The sequence below is a fragment of the Pseudomonas sp. LABIM340 genome (assembly GCF_040017195.2).
GTDB lineage: Bacteria > Pseudomonadota > Gammaproteobacteria > Pseudomonadales > Pseudomonadaceae > Pseudomonas.
In genome coordinates this window covers 849,894-866,900 of sequence record NZ_CM200227.1, presented here as the reverse complement: position 1 = coordinate 866,900, position 17,007 = coordinate 849,894, and the positions used below count along the sequence as shown (strand labels likewise).

19 protein-coding genes are annotated in these 17,007 nt (G+C 66.8%); all 19 read left to right on the top strand.

What is annotated here, in order from left to right; all coding sequences use genetic code 11:
* Positions 1 to 165 precede the first annotated feature (165 nt).
* The 19 genes from ABKS89_RS04265 (at position 166) to ABKS89_RS04175 (ending at position 16,974) form a co-directional block, all read left to right on the top strand.
* Positions 166 to 825, top strand: coding sequence for a DedA family protein (locus ABKS89_RS04265; RefSeq protein ID WP_138212091.1), 660 nt, complete (start codon positions 166 to 168; stop codon positions 823 to 825).
* A gap of 7 nt (positions 826 to 832) precedes the next feature.
* Complete coding sequence (locus ABKS89_RS04260) at positions 833 to 1,651, top strand: M90 family metallopeptidase (RefSeq protein WP_348589641.1); 819 nt, start codon at positions 833 to 835, stop codon at positions 1,649 to 1,651.
* Positions 1,652 to 1,731: 80 nt separating this feature from the next.
* A complete protein-coding gene (ppa, locus tag ABKS89_RS04255; RefSeq protein WP_081517241.1) occupies positions 1,732 to 2,262 on the top strand; it encodes an inorganic diphosphatase in 531 nt (176 codons plus the stop codon).
* Positions 2,263 to 2,728: 466 nt separating this feature from the next.
* The gene (locus ABKS89_RS04250; protein ID WP_348589642.1) at positions 2,729 to 3,502 is read left to right on the top strand and encodes a hypothetical protein; all 774 of its coding nucleotides are present in this window, start codon (positions 2,729 to 2,731) and stop codon (positions 3,500 to 3,502) included.
* Positions 3,503 to 3,623: 121 nt separating this feature from the next.
* Positions 3,624 to 4,253 (top strand): START domain-containing protein, encoded by a 630-nt coding sequence (locus ABKS89_RS04245; protein ID WP_348589643.1) that lies wholly within the window; start codon positions 3,624 to 3,626, stop codon positions 4,251 to 4,253.
* Positions 4,254 to 4,380: 127 nt separating this feature from the next.
* Positions 4,381 to 4,626: an exodeoxyribonuclease VII small subunit gene (locus ABKS89_RS04240; protein ID WP_024764669.1), complete on the top strand. Its 246-nt coding sequence runs from the start codon at positions 4,381 to 4,383 to the stop codon at positions 4,624 to 4,626.
* Positions 4,623 to 5,510 carry a (2E,6E)-farnesyl diphosphate synthase gene (gene ispA / locus ABKS89_RS04235; RefSeq protein WP_348589645.1) on the top strand — a complete coding sequence of 296 codons (888 nt, stop codon included), beginning with the start codon at positions 4,623 to 4,625 and terminating at the stop codon, positions 5,508 to 5,510. Before ABKS89_RS04240 ends, ispA begins: the two co-directional genes overlap by 4 nt.
* Before the next feature lie 132 nt (positions 5,511 to 5,642).
* Entirely contained in the window at positions 5,643 to 6,317 is a 675-nt protein-coding gene (locus ABKS89_RS04230) for a GntR family transcriptional regulator (RefSeq protein ID WP_138212087.1), read from the top strand.
* Positions 6,318 to 6,431: 114 nt separating this feature from the next.
* Entirely contained in the window at positions 6,432 to 7,376 is a 945-nt protein-coding gene (locus ABKS89_RS04225; protein ID WP_138212086.1) for a 4-hydroxyproline epimerase, read from the top strand.
* Positions 7,373 to 8,485 carry an NAD(P)/FAD-dependent oxidoreductase gene (locus ABKS89_RS04220; RefSeq protein ID WP_348589646.1) on the top strand — a complete coding sequence of 371 codons (1,113 nt, stop codon included), beginning with the start codon at positions 7,373 to 7,375 and terminating at the stop codon, positions 8,483 to 8,485. The genes ABKS89_RS04225 and ABKS89_RS04220 overlap by 4 nt, the downstream gene beginning before the upstream one ends.
* A complete protein-coding gene (locus tag ABKS89_RS04215; protein ID WP_081517234.1) occupies positions 8,478 to 8,714 on the top strand; it encodes a 2Fe-2S iron-sulfur cluster-binding protein in 237 nt (78 codons plus the stop codon). Before ABKS89_RS04220 ends, ABKS89_RS04215 begins: the two co-directional genes overlap by 8 nt.
* Positions 8,711 to 9,958: an FAD-dependent oxidoreductase gene (locus ABKS89_RS04210; protein WP_348589647.1), complete on the top strand. Its 1,248-nt coding sequence runs from the start codon at positions 8,711 to 8,713 to the stop codon at positions 9,956 to 9,958. The genes ABKS89_RS04215 and ABKS89_RS04210 overlap by 4 nt, the downstream gene beginning before the upstream one ends.
* Before the next feature lie 171 nt (positions 9,959 to 10,129).
* Entirely contained in the window at positions 10,130 to 10,909 is a 780-nt protein-coding gene (locus tag ABKS89_RS04205) for an AraC family transcriptional regulator (protein WP_348589649.1), read from the top strand.
* A 358-nt stretch (positions 10,910 to 11,267) separates the two neighbouring features.
* Positions 11,268 to 12,074 (top strand): ABC transporter substrate-binding protein, encoded by an 807-nt coding sequence (locus ABKS89_RS04200; protein WP_348589650.1) that lies wholly within the window; start codon positions 11,268 to 11,270, stop codon positions 12,072 to 12,074.
* A 70-nt stretch (positions 12,075 to 12,144) separates the two neighbouring features.
* Positions 12,145 to 13,863 carry a cis-3-hydroxy-L-proline dehydratase gene (gene lhpI, locus ABKS89_RS04195; RefSeq protein ID WP_348589651.1) on the top strand — a complete coding sequence of 573 codons (1,719 nt, stop codon included), beginning with the start codon at positions 12,145 to 12,147 and terminating at the stop codon, positions 13,861 to 13,863.
* Positions 13,863 to 14,528, top strand: coding sequence for an amino acid ABC transporter permease (locus ABKS89_RS04190; protein WP_045216994.1), 666 nt, complete (start codon positions 13,863 to 13,865; stop codon positions 14,526 to 14,528). Before lhpI ends, ABKS89_RS04190 begins: the two co-directional genes overlap by 1 nt.
* 11 nt (positions 14,529 to 14,539) lie before the next feature.
* A complete protein-coding gene (locus ABKS89_RS04185; RefSeq protein ID WP_138212080.1) occupies positions 14,540 to 15,190 on the top strand; it encodes an amino acid ABC transporter permease in 651 nt (216 codons plus the stop codon).
* Complete coding sequence (locus ABKS89_RS04180) at positions 15,183 to 15,905, top strand: amino acid ABC transporter ATP-binding protein (RefSeq protein ID WP_348589652.1); 723 nt, start codon at positions 15,183 to 15,185, stop codon at positions 15,903 to 15,905. Before ABKS89_RS04185 ends, ABKS89_RS04180 begins: the two co-directional genes overlap by 8 nt.
* A gap of 37 nt (positions 15,906 to 15,942) precedes the next feature.
* A complete protein-coding gene (locus tag ABKS89_RS04175; RefSeq protein WP_348589654.1) occupies positions 15,943 to 16,974 on the top strand; it encodes a trans-3-hydroxy-L-proline dehydratase in 1,032 nt (343 codons plus the stop codon).
* Positions 16,975 to 17,007: the final 33 nt, after the last annotated feature.

The following is a 17,007-nucleotide window of genomic DNA, read 5'->3' as shown; positions in this document are numbered from 1 at the left end:
TCACAAAGCGTTGCCGCGCTCACAGCGACAGGATTTTCACGCAGAAGCTGTAATATCCTCCCGCGGACCTTCGTCGCAGGACTCGACGGAGCGCGCCCCCGGCAGCCCGGCCGCGCCTTATAATGGGCGGCCCGGCCGTTCACCTTGTTGTCAGACAGGCTTCTCATGGAATTCAACCCGATCGACCTGATTCTCCACCTCGACACCTACCTGTCGCTGGCGGTAGCCAACTATGGCACCTGGATCTACGCCATCCTCTTCCTGGTGATCTTCTGCGAGACCGGCCTGGTGGTGACGCCCTTTCTGCCGGGCGACTCCCTGCTGTTCATTGCTGGCGCCATCTGCGCCGCTGGCGGCATGGACCCCTGGCTGCTTGGCGGCCTGTTGCTGGTCGCAGCCATCACCGGCGACAGCACCAACTACGTGATCGGACGAACCCTGGGCAAACGCCTGTTCAGCAACCCGAAGTCGAAGGTCTTCCGCCGCGACTACCTGGACCAGACCCACGCCTTCTACGAACGCCATGGCGGCAAGACCGTGACCCTGGCGCGCTTCCTGCCCATCGTGCGCACCTTCGCGCCCTTCGTCGCCGGCATGGCCTACATGCCCTACGCGCGCTTCCTGTTCTTCAGCGTGGCCGGCAGCATCGCCTGGGTCGGCGGCCTGGTGACCCTGGGCTTCTTCTTCGGCAACGTGCCGTTCATCAAGCAGAACCTCTCGGTGATGATCATCGCCATCATCGCCTTCTCGCTGGTGCCCATGCTGATCGGCTTCATCCGCCACAAGATGCGCCCCGCCGCCAAGGCCCAGCCCGGCGAGCACTGACCCGCCCATGTGGTCCTTCAGCGCCTGGCGCCGCCGGCGCTTCCTCGCCCGCTATCCGCTCGATGCACAGCTGTGGGCGCAGGTGCGCCGCCACCTGCCGATCCTCGACGGCCTGAGCGAAGAGGAACTGCACCGGCTCGGCGAGCGGGCGCTGCTGTTCCTGCGCGACAAGCGCCTCTCGCCGCTGCCGGGCATCGAGCTGGACGACTACCGCCGCCTGCTGCTGGCCACCCAGGCCGAGCTGCCGCTGCTGCACCTGCCGGACCTGAACTGGTACGGCGGCTTCCATGAGCTGGTCCTCTATCCCGACGACTTCGTCAGCCCGCAGAAGCACCGCGACCCGGCGGGCGTCATGCACGAATTCGACGACGAGCGCGCCGGCGAAACCTCGCTGCAGGGCCCGGTGATCCTTGCCTGGCCCGGCGTGGAAAGCGGCGGTGGCTGGGAAGCCTACAACCTGGTGATCCACGAACTGGCGCACAAGCTCGACATGCTCAATGGCGATGCCAACGGCATGCCACCGCTGCACCGCGACATGCGTGTCGCCGACTGGGCCGCCGCCATGCAGGCCGCCTACGACGACCTGAACCGCCAGCTCGACCACAACCCGCAGGCGCACACCGCCATCGACCCGTACGCGGCGGAGAATCCGGCCGAGTTCTTTGCCGTCACCAGCGAGTACTTCTTTACCGCTCCGGACCTCCTTTGGGCGGCCTATCCCAAAGTCTATGAACAGCTTTCGCTGTTCTACCGGCAAGATCCGCTCTCGCGCCTGCACAAGCTTCAGGCCGATCACCCCGAATATCAGGAAACTCAGGCGCACTAGGCGATGTCTGTGGCTTGGACACGGCAATCTGCCTATAATCCGCCGCACTTTTTCGGCCCGACCACTATCTGGAGTCGTCCATGAGCTACAGCAGCATCCCGGCTGGCAAAGACCTGCCGAACGACATTTACGTCGCCATCGAGATCCCGGCCAACCACGCGCCGATCAAGTACGAAATCGACAAGGACACCGACTGCCTGTTCGTCGACCGTTTCATGGCCACCCCGATGTTCTACCCGGCCAACTACGGCTTCATCCCGAACACCCTGGCCGACGACGGTGACCCCCTGGACGTGCTCGTCGTGACCCCGTACCCGGTCGCTCCGGGCTCCGTGATCCGCGCCCGTCCGGTTGGCGTGCTGAACATGAGCGACGAAGCCGGCGGCGACGCCAAGCTGATCGCCGTACCGCACGACAAGCTGAGCGTGCTGTACCACGACGTGAAGGAATACACCGACCTGCCGGCCCTGCTGCTGGAGCAGATCAAGCACTTCTTCGAGAACTACAAGGATCTCGAGAAGGGCAAGTGGGTGAAGGTCGAAGGCTGGGGCGACACTGCCCAGGCTCACGACTACATCAACAAGGCCGTCGCTGCCTTCCAGGCCAAGTGATGGTGGCGCGGGTGACCGCGCCGTGAAGAGCCCCGCCCAGGCGGGGCTTTTTCATGACCGGGATTAGGCTTTTCGTCCCGACTTTGCTACCATCTTCGCCCCCCGCACGCAGCTCGCTGCGCTGCCACAGAATCAAGGCGGTCCGCCCTACCAGAAGTAAGGTTGGACCACCCCCTGAAAGCCGGCCACAAGCCGGCTTTTTTAATGCCTGCGATTTGCCCGCCCCTCCTGCCAGCCGCGCATGCTACTGCACCAGCAGCTTCCTTCGCCGCCACGGCACTCGAGCGATCTACCGCGCCCGGCACTTGTCCGCCCCTTGCAATGACAGGCAAGTCTTTACCAATCCGCCCCCAACTGGATAATGGCCACCCGCCACCAATCACGCCGCCACTGCGGCAGCCCCGGTTTCGAGCTTTTGCCGCAAGGGAACCTGGACAGGACCCGAAGAATGGAAATGGAGCCCATCATGACGCAGCAGGATCTTCCCCTCCCCAACGCCCCCGTCGCGCCGGCCCCCGCCAGCAAGGTCGCCTCGCTGGTCGCTCGGGTCATGACAGGTCTGGGGGTCGTCCTCGGCCTGATGTGGGCGTTGATCACCTACGTGGTGCCCGACCCCAGCGTCTTCGGATTCAGCTTCATCAACTGGAAGAACGTCGTGCTTCTGGTAAGCACTTTCACCGTTCTGGGCGCATTGTCGATCAGCTGGCAGATGCGCAACCTGCCGGCAATGCTGCGCGGCTCGATGCAATTCCTGCTCATCACTGGACTGTCGGCGATCTTCTTCATTCTGGGCACCGAGTACGCCAAGCCCTCCTTCGAGTTCGCCAAGGTACAATCGAAGATCGTGGAAAACGAAGGCGCCAACCTGCTCGGCAAGCGCATGGAGGTGCTGGACAACGTGCGAGTCGAGCTGTCTGGCTGCGAGAATATCGGCCGCCTGCCGACCTGCACCTTCGAACTGACCAACCTGGATGTCGACAGGGACTTCCGCTTTGACGGGGCCACTCGCCTGTTCGATGAGACTGGCGGCCCGCTGCAACCCGCCACCATTCGGGTCGGGCAGGTCGAGGACTACTATGGGTTGCAGTTCCAATTGGTCCGCAATGTCCCTACCCGCGCCACGCTGACATTCCAGCGCGCGAACGACAAACTGACCCGCACCCCGGCCATCAAACTGGTGTTCAGCAACCGGAACAGCGAAACCCAGACCCTCAAGTTCACCGACGTCGCCCTACAGTAATCTCCGACTGCGCATCCCCTTGCCCGAAGGCGCGCCCCCTGCGCCAGACCGCTCGCCGGCCAATGCGCCACTGTCACGGGCCAGGCATAAGATCGGACTATTCCCCCGCCGGTCCGCTGTCATGAAACGCTCGCCGCTCCTGCTGCTCGCCCTGCTGCTGACTGCCCCCGCGCTTGCCCAGGCGCAGGCGGCAGACTGGAAGCTGGCCAAGGACAAGGACGGCGTGCAGGTCTACCTGAGCGAAGTGCCCGGTTCGCGCTACAAGAGCTTCCGCGGCGTGACGCTGGTGAAGGCCGACGTCTCCACCCTCGGCCACCTGCAGGAGAACCTGCGCGTCTCCTGCGCGTGGCTGTATGCCTGCGCGCAGATGCGCCTGCTCAAGTTCAGCGACGAAGCCATCTGGGTCTACCTCGACACCAAACTCCCCTGGCCCGCCGCCCCGCGCGACCTGGTGCTGAAGGTGAGCACCGAGGAAACCCCCGACGGCGGCATGATCCGCCACCTGCAGGCCGCGCCGGACTACATCCCGCCGGTGAAGGACCGCATCCGCGTGCCCAGCGTCTCCGGCACCTGGCGGATGGTCCCCAAGGGCCCGAAGCTCACCGAAGTCACCTACGAAATGCGCGGCGAACCCGGCGGCAGCGTGCCGTCGTGGCTGGCCAACCAGTTCGTGGTGGACGCTCCCTTCGAGTCGCTGCGCATGCTGAAAGTGGTGGCGGAGCACCAGGGCGTCCGCGACGGCGGCTACTAGAAAACAGGGCCGAATGCGCCGCTGGCAGCACTCGCACCGTCGCCGGCGAACTGACCGAAGATTTGCCCGCAAAGCCCGTCTCTGCTAGTGTCGCGAGGTTTCCGAATACCCCCGCCGAGATGTCCGCATGGCCCGCAAGAAAGCTTCCCTCGACTTCGAACAGTCCCTCGCCGAGCTGCAAACGCTGGTGGAGCGCCTGGAAAGCGGCGAGCTGTCGCTGGAGGACTCGCTGGGTGCCTTCGAGCAGGGCATCCGCCTGACCCGCGACTGCCAGGCGGCGCTGACCCAGGCGGAGCAGAAGGTGCAGATCCTGCTGGAACGCGACGGCGAGCTGAGCGAAGCGCCCTTCGATCCGGAAGGCGAAGACGCATGATCGCCGCGTACCAGGCGCGCTGTACGGCGCGCGTCGATGCTGCGCTGGAAAAACTCTTCGTCGCCCCCCGTGAAGAACTCACCCGTATCTACGCCGCCATGCGCTACAGCGTGGTCAACGGCGGCAAGCGCGTGCGTCCGCTGCTGGCCTACGCGGCCTGCGAAGCCCTGGGTGGCGATGCCGAACGCGCCGATGGCGCGGCCTGCGCGGTGGAGCTGATCCACGCCTATTCCCTGGTGCACGACGACCTGCCGGCCATGGACGACGACGACCTGCGCCGCGGCCAGCCGACCACCCACATCGCCTTCGACGAAGCCTGCGCGATCCTTGCCGGCGACGGCCTGCAGGCGCTGGCGTTCGAGGTGATCGGTAACGCCCGACTCAATCCGCAGGATGCCCAGACCCGTCTGGACATGCTGCTGGCCCTGACCCGCGCCGCCGGTTCCGCCGGCATGGTCGGCGGCCAGGCCATCGATCTGGAATCCGTCGGCCGCAAGATCGACCAGGCGGCGCTGGAGACCATGCACCGGCACAAGACCGGCGCGCTGATCGAAGCCAGCGTGCAGCTGGGCGCCCTGGCCAGCGGCCGCGCCGACGCCACGTCCCTGGAAGCCCTGCGCCGTTATGCCGAGGCCGTGGGCCTGGCGTTCCAGGTGCAGGACGACATCCTCGACGTGGAAAGCGACACCGCGACCCTCGGCAAGACCCAGGGCAAGGATCAGGCCCACGACAAGCCGACCTACCCCGCTCTGCTCGGTCTCGACGCCGCCAAGGCCTACGCCCTGGCCCTGCGCGACCAGGCGCTGGCCGCGCTGGAAGGTTTCGGCGACAACGCCGAGCCGCTGCGCGCCCTCGCCCGCTATATCGTCGAACGCCGCAACTGATCCCTCCGGCACGCGCATTGCGTGTGCAAATCCCGTGATGCGCCCATTGCGATGACCGCTTGCCGGTGCTTCACTGCATCACAGGGATTTCGTATACCATATCCGACAACAACCACCTGACCGGACTGCATCGTGCCGCTACGCAACGCACCCAACCTGGGTATCGTCCCCTCCGCCTCGGAGACCATCGCCAAGCACCTGCGCGAAGCGATCATTTCCGGCCAGATGGCGGAGCACGAGCCGATCCGCCAGGACGACATCGCGCAGATCTTCAACGTCAGCAAGATCCCCGTGCGCGAAGCGCTCAAGCGCCTGGAAGCCGAAGGCCTGGTGGAGTTCCAGCGCAACAAGGGCGCGCTGGTGACGAAGATTTCCGAGCCGGAACTGGCGCAGATGTTCGAGGTGCGCGTGGTCCTCGAGGCGCAGGCACTCCGGCTCGCCGTGCCCAACATGACCGCCGAAACGTTCGAGCGCGCCGAGCGCATCTGTGCCGAGTTCGTCGGCGAAGACGATGTCGGCCGCTGGGCAGAACTGAACTGGGAACTGCATGCCTGCCTCTATGAGCCGGCGCAGCGTCCCTACCTGGTTGGCCTGATCCGCTCGATCCACGACAAGCTGGAGCGCTACCTGCGCATGCAGATGAGCCTGTCCTCCGGCAAGGAGCGCGCCGACCACGAGCACCATGACATCCTCGACGCCTGCCGTGCCGGCGATGGCGAGCTGGCTGCGCGCCTGTTGGAAGAGCACATCAACGGCGTCTGCCGCACGCTTTACGAGCACCTGCCGAACCGCCCCACGCCGAGCTGAGCAGAAACTCCCCGCTGTGCCGATTTCATCATCGGTCCGGCGGAAAACCCTCAAGCTGCAATCCCCGCCCCGCGCCACCCTAGGGTCAATCACAAGACCACCCCAGGGGGCAGCATGAAACGCATCCAGGTTCTCGATTCCCACACCGGCGGCGAACCCACTCGCCTGGTGCTCGACGGCTTTCCCGATCTGGGCAGGGGCAGCATGGCCGAGCGCCGCGCGCTGCTGGCCGAGCAGCATGACAGCTGGCGCGCCGCGACCGTGCTGGAGCCGCGCGGCAGTGACGTGCTGGTCGGCGCGCTGCTCTGCGAACCGGTGGACCCGAGCGCCTGTGCCGGAGTGATCTTCTTCAACAACACCGGCTACCTGGGCATGTGCGGCCACGGCACCATCGGCCTGGTGGTCTCGCTGGCGCACCTGGGGCGCATCGGCCCCGGCACGCACAAGATCGAGACTCCGGTGGGCACCGTCGAAGCGACCCTGCACGGCGACCGCTCGGTGAGCGTGCGCAACGTTCCCTCCTACCGCTACCGCAAGCAGGTGCCGGTAGAAGTGCCCGGCCACGGGCTGGTGCACGGCGACATCGCCTGGGGCGGCAACTGGTTCTTCCTGATCTCCGATCACGGCCTGCGTGTCGCCGGCGACAACCTCGATGAGCTGACCGCGTACACCGTCGCCGTACAGAAGGCGCTGGAAGACCAGGGCATCCGCGGCGAAGACGGCGGCCTGATCGACCATATCGAACTGTTTGCCGACGACCCCGAAGCGGACAGCCGCAACTACGTGCTCTGCCCTGGCAAGGCCTACGACCGCTCGCCCTGCGGCACCGGCACCAGCGCCAAGCTGGCGTGCCTGGCGGCTGACGGCAAGCTCGCCGCCGGCGCTGCCTGGCGCCAGGCCAGCGTGATCGGCAGCCAGTTCGAGGGCCGCTTCGAGTGGGCCGGCGAGCCGGCCGAAGGGCGCATCATCCCGACCATCCGTGGCCGCGCCAATATCAGTGCCGAGGCGACCCTGCTGCTGGAAGAGGACGACCCCTTTGCCTGGGGCATCCGCCCGTGAGCGATGCGGACATCATCGTCATCGGCGCCGGCATAGTCGGCGCCGCCTGCGCCCATGCCCTCGCCCGCCGGGGGCTGGACGTGCTGGTGCTGGACGCGCGCCTGCCCGGCGCCACCGCCGTCGGCATGGGCCACCTGCTGGTGCTCGACGACAACGCCGCCGAACTGGCGCTGAGCAACTACTCGCTGCAACGCTGGCGCGAATGGGGCCACGACATGCCCGCCGAGTGCGCCTACCGCAGCAACGGCACGATGTGGCTGGCCGCCAATGATGAAGAGATGGCCGAAGCGGAACGCAAGTTCGCCGTCCTCCGCGAGCACGGCGTCGCCGCCAAACTACTGAACAACGCCGAGCTGCAGCAGGAAGAACCCGAGCTGCGCAGCGACCTGCACGGCGGGCTGGAGATCACCGGCGACGGCATTCTCTACGCACCGCGCGCCGCCGCCTGGCTGCTGGAATCGGCGCTGAAACCGATCCGCCAGCATCAGGCAAAAGTGGTGGAGATCGACGAACCCCGCGTGCGCCTCGACAACGGCCAGTGGCTGAGCGCCAAGGCCGTGGTGCTGGCCAACGGCATCCAGGCCGGCGAGCTGTGCCCCGGCCTGCCCATCGAGCCGAAGAAGGGCCACCTGCTGATCACCGACCGCTACCCCGGCATGGTGCGCCGCACCCTGGTCGAGCTGGGCTACGTGACAAGCGCGCACAACGCCAGCGGCCCGTCGGTGGCCTGCAACATCCAGCCTCGCCCCACCGGCCAGCTGTTCATCGGCGCCTCGCGGCAGTTCGGCACCACTGACCCGCAGGTGGAAGGCTGGATGCTGGCAAAGATGCTGCGCCGCGCCGTGGACTACATGCCCGGCCTGGCCAAACTCAATGTGATCCGCAGCTGGGCCGGGTTCCGCGCCGCCAGCCCCGACGGCATGCCGCTGGTGGGCGAACACCCGCAGCGCCCCGGCCTGTGGCTGGCGGTCGGCCACGAAGGCCTGGGTGTGACCACCGCCCCCGGCACCGCTGACCTGCTCGCCGCGCAGCTGTGCGATGAGCCGCTGCCGCTACCGGCCGAGCCCTATTCCCCGCACCGCTTTCTTGGAGCCAACACCCATGCCTGAGCTGATCCTCGACGGCCGCCCGCTGCGGGTCGCCGCCGGCACCACGGTCGCCGCCGCGCTCGCCCTGGGCGGTGACGGCACTACGCGCACCTCGGTCAGCGGCCAGCGTCGCGCGCCACTGTGCGGCATGGGCGTCTGCCAGGAATGCCGGGTGAGCATCGACGGCCAGCGCCGCCTGGCCTGTCAGACCCTGTGCCGCGACGGCATGCAGGTGGAGACCCGCCCATGAACGCTGCGGCCGATATCGTCATCATCGGTGCCGGCCCGGCCGGGCTGTCCGCCGCCCTCGCCGCCGCGCCGAGCGGCGCGAGCATCGTCATCCTCGACGACAACCCGCTGCCCGGCGGGCAAATCTGGCGCGACGGGCCCAAAGCACACCTGCCCCGTGCCGCCACCGAGCTGCGCGAGCAAGTGGCTGCCTGCGCCAATATCAGGACTCACAACGGCACGCGCGTGGTTGCGCTGGCCGGCGAGCGCGGCCTGCTGCTGGAAGACTTCGAGCGCGGCTGGCGGCTGGACTACCGCAAGCTGATCCTCTGCACCGGCGCCCGCGAACTGCTGCTGCCCTTCCCCGGCTGGACGCTGCCCGGCGTCACCGGCGCGGGCGGCCTGCAGGCGCTGGTCAAAGGCGGCGTGCCGGTCGATGGGATGCGCGTGGTGATTGCCGGCAGCGGCCCGCTGTTGCTCGCCAGCGCAGCCACTGCCCGCGCCAACGGCGCAAAAATCCTGCGCATCGCCGAACAGGCGTCCTGGCCTGCGCTCGCGCGTTTCGCCATGAACCTGCCGCGCTGGCCGAACAAACTGCTGCAGTCCTTCGGTCTGTATGACCCGGCCTACCGCGCCGGCAGCCATGTGGTCGCCGCCCTGGGTAGCGATCACCTGGAAGGCGTACGCATCAACCAGGGCGGCAAGCTGAAGGAAATCGCCTGCGACCGGCTGGCCTGCGGCTTTGGCCTGATCCCCAACGTGCAGCTCGGCCAGGCGCTGGGCTGCACAGTGGACGACGGCGCGATCCGTGTGGATGCCTGGCAGGCGAGCAGCCGCGATGGCATCTACGCGGCGGGCGAATGCACCGGCTTCGGCGGTTCGGAGAAAGCCCTGGTGGAAGGCCGCATCGCCGGCCACGCGGCGGTGGGTGAGCACGACCGCGCCCGCGAGCTCTGGTCGCAGCGCCAGCGCTGGCAGGGATTCGCCGACGCCCTCAAGCGCGATTTCGCCCTCGACCCACGCCTGAACCAACTGGCCCAGCCGGACACCCTCGTCTGCCGCTGCGAAGACGTGCCCTACTCGATGCTGGCCGGCAAACCGGACTGGACCGCCGCCAAGCTCGCCAGCCGCTGCGGCATGGGCGCCTGCCAGGGCCGCGTGTGCGGCGCAGCGGCAAAGCAGCTGTTCGGCTGGCAACCGCCGGCGCCGCGCCCGCCGTTCAGCCCGGCGCGGGTGGAGACCCTGTTGCAGTTGGCCGAAGACTGAAAGAGCGAACGGCGGATAACGCTTGGGGCGTTATGCGCCCTACGCGCACTCCGTAGGGCGCATAAAGCGGCACGCTTTATCCGCCGCCTCTGCCTCCCCAAATTGACCACGGCGAATAACGCCCGAGGCGTTATTCGCCCTACCACGAAGGCCCTTCGCCCCGTATTCTCCATGTTCCGACAGCCGACCCGCTTCCCGATGCACGACCTGATCCCCCAGGGCGCCCGCGACCTGGACAGCCTGCTGCAGACTTTCCGGCAGATAGCCCCGCTGCTCGATGCCATGCCCGGCGTGGTGTTCTTCATCAAGGACACTGCGGCGCGCTACGTGCTGGTCAACCAGACCCTGGCGCGGCGCTGCGGCGTGAAGGACGCCAGTGAACTGCTCGGGCGCACCGCCGAGGACGTCTTTCCCTCGCGCTTCGGCCCGGTCTACACCGAGCAGGACCGCCGCGTGCTGGAAACCGGCGGCCAGCTCAGCGATCAGCTGGAGCTGCACCTCTATCCCGGCCGCCAACCCGGCTGGTGCCTGACCCACAAGCTGGCGCTGCGCGATGCGGCCGGCGCGGTGATCGGCATGGCAGGGATTTCCAGCGACCTGCAGGCGGCGCAATCCACGCACCCGGCGTACCAGCGCCTGGCAGCGGTGGACGCCTACATCCGCGAGCACTTCGACAAGCCGATCAACCTCGGCGAGCTGACCGAGTTGGCCGGGCTGTCCGTCGCCCAGTTGGAGCGCCACTGCAAACGCATCTTCCAGCTCACCCCACGGCAGATGATCCACAAGGCGCGCCTGGGCGCGGCCACCCGCCTGCTGGGTGAAGACCTGCCAATCACCGAGATCGCCCTGCGTTGCGGCTACACCGACCACAGCGCTTTCAGCCGGCAGTTCCGCGCGCTGACCGGGCTGTCGCCGACGCAGTATCGCGAGTCGCAAACCGCTCCCAGCTGACGGACCACCTGTCCGCGACGGCGGGACTGTTCGTGATCCCTCCAGCAGCGATGTTCCCTGTAGGAGCGCCCCATGGGCGCGATCGCGGGCATGGCCCGCTCCTACAGGGGAACGCTGTGCGGTGGAGTGCTCCCATAAGGGGCAGCGAAACGCCTTCCTGCTTCATTTGGTAACAGCGCGCAGAACCCGCCTACAGTTAATTCGGAAGGCTCCCAGCAACCAATCCCCTGAACACCGGGCTTTGCGACCCATGGGTCACACCCGAGTGGTTTCTGGCACATGCCTTGCTCTGAAAAATATCGTATACGAAATCCATAATACAAAAACTGCTGCACAACACTGACTCAGAGAGGCCCCAATGAAATTCTCCCGAATTGCTCTAGCCCTCACCGCTGTGTTCATCGTCGGCCAGGCCCAGGCCGACAAGCTCGACGACATCATCGAATCCGGCAAGCTGCGCTGCGCCGTGACCCTGGACTTCCCGCCCATGGGCTCGCGCGATGCACAGAACAACCCGGTCGGCTTCGACGTGGACTACTGCAACGACCTGGCGAAAGTGCTGGGCGTCACCGCCGAAGTCGTCGAGACGCCCTTCCCCGATCGTATCCCTGCGCTGGTTTCCGGCCGCGCCGACGTGATCGTCGCCTCCACCTCCGACACCCTGGAGCGCGCCAAGACGGTCGCCATGACCATCCCCTACTTCGCCTTCCAGATGGTGGTGCTGACCCGCGACGACACCGGCATCACCAAGTACGACGACCTCAAGGACCGCCCGGTGGGCAACACCAGCGGCACCTATGAAGCCATCGCGCTGGAGAAGGATGTGAAGAAGTGGGCCGGCAAGGGCAGCTTCCGCGCCTACCAGAGCCAGAACGACACCATCCTCGCCGTCGCCCAGGGCCACATCGACGCCACCGTGGTGACCAACACCGTCGCCGCCTCCACCCTCAAGTCCGGCAAGTACAAGGGCCTGAAGGTCGTCGGTAACGCGCCCTATGTCATCGACTACGTCTCGCTGGCCGCCGCGCGCAACGAGTACGGCCTGATCCATTACCTCAACCTCTTCGTCAACCAGCAGGTCCGCACCGGCCGCTACGCCGAGCTGTACGAGAAGTGGGTCGGCGGCGCCCCGGTCGATCTCACCGTTCCCCACGTGTACTACTGACAGCGGGTGCGACATGTCTTCGATGCAGGCTTCAAGGGTGCGGGACTCACGCCTGACAGGGCGGGTCCTGATGGGGGGTAGCGCCGAAGGGGCGCTACTGTCCGCCGACACCGGGCTGAGCTTCTGGGGAGGCGTCGAGCCTTTCACGGGCGAGGTCATCGACCGCCACCATCCGCTGTCGGGCAGCTTCCTGCCCGGCCGGGTGCTGGCGATTCCCAGCGGACGCGGCTCCTGTACCGGCAGTAGCGTGATGCTGGAAATACTGCTCAACGGCCACGCGCCGGCAGCCCTGCTGCTGGCCGAGCCGGACGAGATCCTCACCCTGGGTGTGCTGGTGGCGCAGGCGCTGTTCGGCCGCTCCATCCCGGTGCTGTGCCTGGGGAGCGAGGGCTTCGAGCAGTTGTCCACGGGCGGCTGGGCCCGTATCGAAGACGGTCAGGTAACACTCAGCGCCGAGCGCCCTGCCGATGGCTGGCAGGGCGTGATGGCCAGCGACGCCGGCCCGCTGCCGGCAGGCCTGGCACTGAATGCCGGCGACCATGAGCTGCTCGACGGCAAGCACGGCAAGGCCGCCCAGGCCGCCATGCAGATCGTCCTGCGCATGGCCGCGCTGCAAGGCGCGAAAGACCTGCTCGACGTCGCCCAGGCGCACATCGACGGCTGCATCTATACCGGCCCCGCGAGCCTGCGCTTCGCCCGCCAGTTGGCGGACTGGGGCGGCCAGGTGAAGGTGCCGACGACCCTCAATTCCATCTCCGTGGACCACCGCCGCTGGCGCGAGCTGGGCGTCGACAAGGCCTTCGGCGAACCCGCCGCCGCGCTGGGCGATGCCTACATGGAGATGGGCGCGCAGATGAGCTACACCTGCGCGCCCTACCTGCTGGACAGCAAGCCGAGCCTCGGCGAACAGGTAGTCTGGGCCGAATCCAACGCCGTGGTTTACGCCAATAGCGTGCTCGGCGCGCGGACCCTGAAGTACCCGGATTACCTCGATATCTGCATCGCCCTCACCGGCCGCGCGCCCAACGTCGGCAGCCACCGTGACGAAGGCCGGCTGGCCACGCTGCGGATCGATGTCGAACTGCCGGCCGCACACGACGAATCGATCTTCCCACTGCTCGGCTACCACATCGGCGAGCTGTGCGGCTCGCGCATCCCGGTGGTCGACGGCCTGCAGCCGCTGGCGCCGGACAGCGATGCGCTGAAAGCATTTGGCGCGGCCTTCGCCACCACCTCCGCCGCGCCGATGTTCCACATCGCCGGGGTCACCCCGGAAGCGCCGGACGCCACCACCGCCCTGGGCAACAAGGCGCCGCTGCAACACCTGCGCGTCACCCCGGCGGACCTGGTCGCCTCCTGGCGCGAACTGGACCACGCCAGCGAACCGACCGTGCAACTGGTCTCGCTGGGCAACCCGCACTTCTCCGCCAGCGAATGCGCGGACCTGGCGAAACTGGTCGCCGGGCGCCGCAAGCATCCGGGCGTCGCGCTGGTCATCGCGCTGGGCCGCGCCGTGCAGGAGAAGGCCCGCGCCGCCGGAGACGTGAAGGTGCTGGAAGACTTCGGCGCGCAACTGCTCAACGACACCTGCTGGTGCATGATCGGCGAACCGGTGATCCCACCGGCCTGCACCACGCTGATGACCAACTCGGCGAAGTACGCCCACTATGGTCCGGGCCTGGCCGGACGCCAGGTGCATTTCGGCAGCCTTGCCGCGTGCGTCGAGGCTGCCTGCAGCGCTCGCGCCGATGGCGGCGTGCCCAGCTGGCTGAGCGAGGGGGTGCGCTGATGTTCAACTACAGCTTCCACTGGCGTTCCGCGTTCAAGGCCCTGCCGGACATGCTCGGCGGCGCCTGGGTCACCCTGGAGACAGCCGCGCTGTCGATGATCCTCGGCGTACTCATCGCGCTGCTGCTGACCGTCATGCGGCAGATGAAGAACCCGCTGCTCAAGGGCTTCGCCGACACCTGGGTGTCGATCGCGCGCAACACCCCATCGCTGTTCCAGATCTACATCCTGTACTTCGGCCTGGGTTCCTTCGGCCTGCACGTCAGCTCCTGGGTGGCGCTGCTGGCGGGGATTACCTTCAACAACGCCGGCTACCTCGCGGAGAACTTCCGCGGCGGCCTCAAGGCCGTGCCGGACACCCAGATGCGCGCCGCGCGCTCGCTGGGCATGAGCGCCTTCCAAGCATACCGGATGATCATCGTTCCGCAGCTGCTGCGCATCGTCTACTACCCGCTGACCAACCAAATGGTCTGGGCGGTGCTGATGACTTCGCTGGGCGTGGTGGTGGGCCTGAACAACGACCTCACCGGCGTGACCCAGGACTTCAACGTGCGCACCTTCCGCACCTTCGAGTACTTCGCCCTGGCCGCGGTGCTCTATTACATCATCGCCAAGGTCATCGTGGCGGTCGCCCGCCTGTTGAGCTGGCGGCTGTTCCGCTACTAGGAGAAGCGCGCATGTTTTCCACGAGCTTCACCGTCAATGACCTGATGTTCCTGCTGCAAGGGGCCTGGGTCACCGTCAAGCTGACCGTCGGCGCCATGCTCATCGGCACCCTCGCCGGCGTCGTGCTGGGCTGGCTGCGCGCCGCCCTGCCACGGGCCACGATGCCGGTCGGCTGGTTCCTCGACATCTTCCGCAGCGTGCCTCTGCTGATCCAGTTCGTGCTGTTCAACTCGCTGAAAAGCATCGTCGGCCTGAACTGGAGCGCCTTCACCGTCGGCTGCCTGGTACTGGGCATCTACGCGGCGGCGTTCTGCACCGAGATCATCCGCAGCGGCATCCTCGCCGTCGGTCCGAGCATCCGTCGGGCCAGCCGCTCGCTGGGTCTGAGCTACTGGCAGGACCTGCGCTACATCGTGCTGCCGCTGGCCGCGCGAGTGGCCTTCCCCGGCTGGCTGAACCTGGTTCTGGGGGTGATGAAGGACACCGCGCTGGTCATGTGGATCGGCATCGTCGAACTGCTCCGCGCCTCGCAGACCATCGTGACGCGCATCCAGGAACCCCTGCTGGTGCTGTGCGTCGCCGGGGTCATCTATTACCTCATGAGTTGGGTCGTGGCGCGCCTCGGTGCCCGGCTGGAAAAAAGGTGGCAGGAAAATGATTGAAATCGACAACGTGCACAAAGCCTACGGCGATCTGGAAGTGGTCAAGGGCGTGAGCCTGACCGTGAAGAAAGGCGAAGTGGTCTCGATCATCGGCGGCTCCGGTTCGGGCAAGTCCACCCTGCTGATGTGCATCAACGGCCTGGAGCCGATCCAGCGCGGCAAGATCCGCGTCGACGGCATCGAGGTCCACGCCAAGACCACCGACCTGAACAAGCTGCGGCAGAAGATCGGCATCGTCTTCCAGCAGTGGAATGCCTTCCCGCACCTGACCGTGCTGGAGAACGTCATGCTCGCCCCGCGCAAGGTGCTCGGCCTGTCCAAGGAAGAAGCCGAGGCGATGGCGGTGAAGCAGCTCAAGCACGTGGGCCTGGGCGACAAGCTCAAGGTGTTCCCGCAGAAGCTTTCCGGCGGGCAGCAGCAGCGCATGGCGATCGCCCGCGCGCTGGCCATGTCGCCGGACTACATGCTGTTCGACGAAGCCACCTCGGCGCTTGACCCGCAACTGGTGGGCGAGGTGCTCGACACCATGCGCCTGCTCGCCGAAGAGGGCATGACCATGGTCCTGGTGACCCATGAAATCCGCTTCGCCCGTGACGTGTCCGACCGCGTGGCGTTCTTCCGCGACGGGCTGGTCCACGAGATCGGCACGCCGGAACAGGTGATCGTCAACCCGCAGCGGGCGGAGACGGCGGAGTTCCTTCGCTCGGTGAACTGACCGCGCGTTCATTGGCCCATTCGCACAGGAGACAGACATGCGTTCGAGCAAGATCATCCACGTGGTCAGTTGCCATGCCGAAGGCGAGGTCGGCGATGTCATCGTCGGCGGCGTCGCCCCGCCGCCGGGCGACACCGTGTGGGCGCAGTCGCGCTACATCGCCAGCGACAACGTGCTGCGCAACTTCGTCCTCAACGAACCGCGCGGCGGCGTGTTCCGCCACGTGAACCTGCTGGTGCCGCCGAAGGACCCGCGCGCGCAGATGGCCTGGATCATCATGGAGCCGGCCGATGTGCCGCCAATGTCCGGCTCCAACTCGCTGTGCGTCAGCACCGTGCTGCTCGACAGTGGCATCCTGCCGATGCAGGAACCGCAGACGCGCCTGACCCTGGAAGCTCCCGGCGGGCTGATCGAAGCCGTGGCCGACTGCAAGGACGGCAAGGTCCAGCGCGTGGAAGTGCGCAACCTGCCCTCCTTCGCCGACAAGCTCGATGCCTGGATCGAAGTGGAAGGCCTGGGCTCGCTGCAGGTGGATACCGCCTACGGCGGCGACAGCTTCGTGCTCGCCGATGCCCACGCCCTGGGCTTCACCCTGCACGCCTCGGAGGCCGCCGACCTGGTCGCCACCGGCCTGAAGATCACCCAGGCGGCGAACCAGCAACTGGGCTTCAAGCACCCGGAAAACCACGACTGGGCGCACATCTCCTTCTGCCAGCTGACCGCTCCGGTGGAGCGCGTCGACGGCGTACTGCACGGCCGCAACGCGGTGGTCATCCGCCCCGGCAAGATCGACCGCTCGCCCTGCGGCACCGGCTGCTCGGCGCGTATGGCGGTATTGCATGCCAAGGGTCAGCTGAAAGACGGCGAACGCTTCGTCGGCCACTCGATCATCGATTCCAAGTTCCACTGCCGCATCGACGGCCTCACCAGCGTCGGCGGCAAACCGGCGATCCACCCGTGCATTTCCGGCCGTGCCTGGATCACCGGCACCCACCAGCACCTGCTCGACCCGTCCGATCCGTGGCCCGAAGGCTACCGGCTCTCGGACACCTGGCCGAACGGCTACTGATTTCCCCTTTTCAACCCTGATTCGCCGCGTAGC